General features: G+C 63.4%; 3 rRNA genes. All 3 read right to left on the bottom strand.

The features are described from left to right. A 5S ribosomal RNA gene (gene rrf, locus PMX70_RS10025) occupies positions 1 to 84 on the bottom strand; the annotation flags it as partial. A 147-nt stretch (positions 85 to 231) separates the two neighbouring features. Further along, positions 232 to 3,206 (bottom strand): 23S ribosomal RNA (locus tag PMX70_RS10020). A 395-nt stretch (positions 3,207 to 3,601) separates the two neighbouring features. Beyond that, positions 3,602 to 5,107: ribosomal RNA gene (locus PMX70_RS10015) — 16S ribosomal RNA — on the bottom strand. Positions 5,108 to 5,274: the final 167 nt, after the last annotated feature.

Genomic DNA, 5,274 nt, shown 5'->3' with positions numbered 1-5,274 from the left:
CCCCGCAGTACTCTCGGCGCGATGGGGCTTAGCTTCCGGGTTCGGAACGGGACCGGGCGTGCCCCCCATGCTCTGGCCGCTGACCGGTGGGCGGCGCCCACCGTTACGGTGTCCTGGGTCTCATCTACGTGCCCTGGGGGCCGCATGGCGCATAGGAGGAGTCGACTCGGGGGCATCCTCGTGCCCGGACCGCGCGCATGAGCGCTGGGTCCCGCGGGCCGCGAGGTGCGGTTCCGGAAGAGCTCGGGCGATTAGTGCGGCTCGGCTGAGGCTGTCGCCAGCCTTGCACCTGCCGTCTATCGACCAGGTAGTCTACCTGGGCCCTTACCGGAAGGAGAACTAATCCCTGGAACGGCTTCCCGCTTAGATGCCTTCAGCGGTTATCCGCGCCGCACGCGGCTACCCGGCCGTGCCGTTGGTCGACAACCGGTTCACCGGAGGTGCGTCCACCCCGGTCCTCTCGTACTGGGGGCAGCCTCCATCGATTCTCCTGCGCCCACGGAGGATAGGGACCGAACTGTCTCACGACGTTCTGAACCCAGCTCGCGTACCGCTTTAAACGGCGAACAGCCGTACCCTTGGGACCTGCTCCAGCCCCAGGATGCGATGAGCCGACATCGAGGTGCCAAACCTTGCCGTCGATGTGGACTCTTGGGCAAGATCAGCCTGTTATCCCCGGAGTACCTTTTATCCGTTGAGCGACGGCCCACCCACTCGGGGCCGCCGGATCACTAGAGCCTGCTTTCGCACCTGCTCGGCTTGTGGGCCTCGCAGTCAAGCCCGCTTGTACTCTTGCATTCAAAAGGACGGTTGCCGACCGTCCCGAGCGGACCTTCGCGCGCCTCCGTTACCCTTTAGGAGGCGACCGCCCCAGTCAAACTGCCCGCCTGGCACGGTCCCCGAGCCGGTTGACGGCCTCGGGTTAGGACGCCGGTCGCGCGAGGGCAGTATTCCAAGGGCGGCTCCCCGGGGGCTGGCGCCTCCGGATCTGTGCCTCCTGCCTATCCTCTACACGCGGGACCAGCGGCCAATGCCAAGCTGCAGTGAAGGTTCACGGGGTCTTTCCGTCCTTCCGCGGGTAAGTCGCATCTTCACGACCAGTGCAATTTCACCGGGTCCATGGTCGAGACAGCGCCCAAGTCGTTGCGCCTTTCGTGCAGGTCGGAACTTACCCGACAAGGAATTTCGCTACCTTAGGACCGTTATAGTTACGGCCGCCGTTTACCGGGGCTTGGCTTCGGGGCTTCGCGCGATGCGCTAACTCCTCCGCGTGACCTTCCGGCACCGGGCAGGCGTCAGACCCTATACGTCGCCTTGCGGCTTCTGCAGAGTCCTGTGTTTTTGGTAAACAGTCGCTTGGGCCTCTCCACTGCGGCCCGCCTCCGCTCCCGGAGCAAGTCCGTTCACGTACGCGCGGGCACCCCTTCTCCCGAAGTTACGGGGCCATTGTGCCGAGTTCCTTGACCATGGTTGACCCGATCGCCTCGGTATGTTCTACCCACCCACCTGTGTCGGTTTGCGGTACGGGCGCGCACGCGCCTGCCTAGGGGTTTTTCTAGGGACCTCGGGCTCACTCGCTTCGCTTGATCGCTTCGTCCGGAGCCTCGCCCTCGTGCGGACCGGATTTCCCTGGTCCGCGGGCCGCGCTCCATCACGGGGACGTCCAGAACCCCGCCGAGCCACCCCCATCCGTCGCCCCGTCGGTCGTAGCGCCGCGTGCGCGGTGCAGGAATGTCTGCCTGCTGCGCGTCGGCTACGCCTCCCGGCCTCGCCTTAGCCCCCGACTGACCCTGGGAGGATTAGCCTTGCCCAGGAAACCTCGGGTTCACGGCGGACGAGTTACTCTCTCGTCTCTCGCTACTCATGCCAGCATTCTCACTCCCATGCGCTCCACCGCCGGTCGCCCGGCGGCTTCACCGCCCATGGGAAGCTCCCCTACCGATTCTATATAGATAAAATCCCGCCGCTTCGGTGTCCAGCTTAGCCCCGTGTATTGTCGGCGCATGTCCACTCGACCAGTGAGCTGTTACGCACTCTTTGAATGAATGGCTGCTTCTAAGCCAACATCCTGGTTGTCTGGGCGGACGCACATCCTTTGCCACTCGGCTGGAACTTGGGGACCTTAGCGGGCGGTCCGGGCTGTTTCCCTCTCGAGCACACAGCTTAGCCCACATGCTCTGACTGCCGCGCTCTGGGCCGCCGGCATTCGGAGTTCGGTTGGATTCGGTAGGCGGCGAAGCCCCCTCGTCCATCCGGTGCTCTACCTCCGGCGGTGAACGCGCGACGCTAGCCCTAAAGCTATTTCGGGGAGAACGAGATATCTCCGGGTTTGATTGGCCTTTCACCCCTATCCGCAGGTCATCGCCGCCGTTTTCAACCGACGTGCGTTCGGCCCTCCACGGGGTCTTACCCCCGCTTCAGCCTGCCCACGGATAGCTCACCCGGCTTCGCGTCCGCGGCGCGGGACTCAAGTCGCCCTGTTAAGGCTCGCTTTCGCTCCGGCTCCCTTTCGGTTAACCTCGCCCCGCGCCAGCGACTCGCTGGCTCATTCTACAAAAGGCACGCCGTCACACCACAAGGGTGCTCCGACTGCTCGTGGGCGCACGGTTTCAGGTACTGTTTCACTCCCCTCCCGGGGTGCTTTTCACCTTTCCCTCACGGTACTGGTGCGCTATCGGTCACAGGGTAGTACTCAGGCTTGGATGGTGGTCCACCCAGGTTCGGACCGGGTTTCACGTGCCCGGCCCTACTCAGGGACCGCGTCGCGCCGTCCGGTCTGGGTTCGCGTACGGGGCTGTCACCCGCTGCGGCCGGCCCTCCCATGCCGTTCCGCTCCCCAGCCGGACCTGCGCCCGGGGGCGGCAGCCCCCGGATGCGCGGCCCTGCAACCCCGTCGGCGGAACCCCTGCCGGGTATGCCCGCTCGACGGTTTGGCCATCGGTCCCCTTTCGCTCGCCGCTACTCGGGGAGTCTCGAGATTGATTTCCTCTCCTCCGGGTACTTAGATGTTTCAGTTCCCCGGGTTGTCCTCCCCACCCTTATGTGTTCGGGGTGGGGATATCCACACTGCTGTGGATGGGTTCGCCCATTCGGAGACCCCCGGGTCGAAGGATGTGTGCTCCTCGCCGGGGATTATCGCAGCTTGCCGCGTCCTTCATCGGCTCCCTGTGCCAAGGCATCCGCCGTGCGCCCGTGGTATCTTGCGGGACCGCTCTCGGGCCCGCGGGATATCCACGTGTCGCTAAAATTAATTAATCGATATCATGAATAGCGCTCGTATGTCGCAATTCGGGTATCTCATACCGCGGCACAGTGTCTTCACTGTGCTCGCGATCAGATGCTCCTCACTCATTAATAAGTGAATTCTTCTTGTTTGGATCGGATGAATGATTGCTATCATTCTCTGTTTAATCGCAGAAAAGAATCGAGTCTGGAAGAATGATCTTCCATCTCTCTCCTATCGCTATGCGGCTCTCAAGGTACGCGGGTGCGACCCCGGGGACCGGGTGCTGCGGGGAATCATCCTGGCGGACATCAACCGGACGGGCTCCTGCCCTCTATTCGAGTTAAGTTGATCTCTCTAGAAGATTTATCTCCCTAGAAAGGAGGTGATCCAGCCGCACCTTCCGGTACGGCTACCTTGTTACGACTTCACCCCCCTCACCCTCCACACCTTCGGCGCCTCCCCCCTTGCGGTTGGGCCGGCGACTTCGGGTGCAGACGACTCGGGTGGTGTGACGGGCGGTGTGTACAAGGCCCGGGAACGCATTCACCGCGGCATGCTGATCCGCGATTACTAGCAACTCCGACTTCATGGGGGCGGGTTGCAGCCCCCAATCCGAACTGGGGCCGGCTTTCCGGGATCCGCTCCCCCTCGCGGGGTGGCATCCCTCTGTACCGGCCATTGTAGCACGTGTGCAGCCCAGGGCATAAGGGGCATGATGACTTGACGTCGTCCCCGCCCTCCTCCGCCTTGACGGCGGCGGTCCCGCGTGGGTTCCCGGCATCACCCGATGGCAACACGCGGCGGGGGTTGCGCTCGTTGCGGGACTTAACCCAACATCTCACGACACGAGCTGACGACAGCCATGCACCACCTGTATGGGCTCCTCTCGGCCACGGGGTCTCCCCCGCTTCACCCATATGTCAAGCCCTGGTAAGGTTCTTCGCGTTGCTTCGAATTAAGCCACATGCTCCGCTGCTTGTGCGGGCCCCCGTCAATTCCTTTGAGTTTTAGCCTTGCGGCCGTACTCCCCAGGCGGGACGCTTAATGCGTTGGCTGCGGCACGGGGGGATCGTCCCCCCACACCTAGCGTCCATCGTTTACGGCTGGGACTACCAGGGTATCTAATCCTGTTCGCTCCCCCAGCTTTCGCGCCTCAGCGTCGGTCTCGGCCCAGAGGGCCGCCTTCGCCACCGGTGTTCCACCCGATATCTGCGCATTCCACCGCTACACCGGGTGTTCCACCCTCCCCTACCGGACCCAAGCCGCGGAGGTTCCGGGGGCTTCGGGGGGTTGAGCCCCCCGCTTCGACCCCCGGCCTGCCGGGCCGCCTACGCGCGCTTTACGCCCAATGAATCCGGATAACGCTCGCCCCCTACGTATTACCGCGGCTGCTGGCACGTAGTTAGCCGGGGCTTCTTCTGCAGGTACAGTCTTGACTCTTCCCTGCTGAAAGCGGTTTACGACCCGAAGGCCTCCGTCCCGCACGCGGCGTCGCTGCGTCAGGGTTCCCCCCATTGCGCAAGATTCCCCACTGCTGCCTCCCGTAGGAGTCTGGGCCGTGTCTCAGTCCCAATCTGGCCGGTCGGTCTCTCAACCCGGCTACCCGTTGTCGGCACGGTGGGCCGTCACCCCGCCGTCTACCTGATGGGCCGCGGAGCCATCCCCTCCCGTCGGGGCTTTAGCCGGGGTGCCATGCGGCACCCCGGGGTATCCGGTATTACCCGTCCTTTCGGGCGGCTATCCCGGGGGAGGGGGCAGGTTCTCCACGTGTTACTCAGCCGTTCGCCACTCGCTTCTGCCCGAGGGCAGGTGCCGTTCGACTTGCATGTGTTAGGCGCGCCGCCAGCGTTCATCCTGAGCCAGGATCGAACTCTCCGTCCAAATGTGTTGGGCTTCGAGCCCGTCCGGTCCTCACAACTGTTACGCTGATCGGTTCCGTTCGATTCATACGGTTCTGTATAGGAAAAGGAATTTCTCGGGGCCGCCTCTCGGCGGCCTTGCGAAAAACAAATCCAAGTTAGACCATTTCAAATGGTTCGATGTCTGCC

It is taken from the genome of Collinsella aerofaciens (genome assembly GCF_028206795.1).
Lineage (GTDB): Bacteria > Actinomycetota > Coriobacteriia > Coriobacteriales > Coriobacteriaceae > Collinsella > Collinsella aerofaciens_AX.
Note: the sequence above shows the minus strand (reverse complement) of the source record. Positions and strands in the feature narration are given on the sequence as shown.